The organism is Vibrio sp. A11, from assembly GCF_013048705.1.
GTDB lineage: Bacteria > Pseudomonadota > Gammaproteobacteria > Enterobacterales > Vibrionaceae > Vibrio > Vibrio metschnikovii.
Genome location: NZ_VHSI01000072.1, coordinates 1 through 705 on the forward strand (window position 1 = coordinate 1; position 705 = coordinate 705).

1 protein-coding gene is annotated in these 705 nt (G+C 39.7%); it reads left to right on the forward strand.

All coding sequences use genetic code 11. From position 1 onward, the window contains the following. The first annotated feature begins 143 nt into the window (after nucleotides 1-143). Nucleotides 144-467: a hypothetical protein gene (locus tag FKQ60_RS17360; protein ID WP_154171048.1), complete on the forward strand. Its 324-nt coding sequence runs from the start codon at nucleotides 144-146 to the stop codon at nucleotides 465-467. Nucleotides 468-705 lie beyond the last annotated feature (238 nt).

Sequence of the window (705 nt, forward strand, 5' to 3'; positions counted from 1 at the left end):
GCAACTAACAAACGGCTCAAGAGGGATTGCCAACGCGTGGCGACTTTAGTGCAAAATTGAAGTTCAGTGTTTACAGTGTGTTTTTTAAGTTCGGCGGTGCGTTGTCAACCCCTTAGCCGGGCGTTATGTACTCAGGAGAAAAAATGTACTCATTTAAAGCTGATTCAGGCTGGAATTTTGAGACTGAACTAAGATGCTTAATCATTTATAAAACACTCGCAGAACTTGAGTTTCCGAGAGGACTACAAAGTGATTTATGTTCTGTTCTTTCTGAATCTACAGGTCTTAAATTTGAATCGGTAAAAGCAAAAGTCGGTAACTATAAGTCTGAGTTCTGTGTTACGAACCCATCAAATTCGTCTGAAGCAACTAAATATTTAGTAAAAAATTTTGGCCATATGAGTCTTCAAGAATTGGATGCATTATTGACTGGTTATCTTTTGGGTAAAGGTGAAGAACGTACATAACAAGGCGTTAAAGAGGGATTCGCAACGCGCGGCATTTTCGTTATGCATTGATTTTATTAGTTTTTAGTGCAATGCGGTGAGTTGGCAGTTGCGTTACTCACCCCTTAACGCGGCGTTATACCACTTCGGAGATAAAATGCGCGAGCAATTAAAAAATCTGACAGAGAATGATTACTGGGTTTATGGTGTAACTGAATCCGACTTCGATCATGCAGTATCAATTGTGCGCGAAATGATA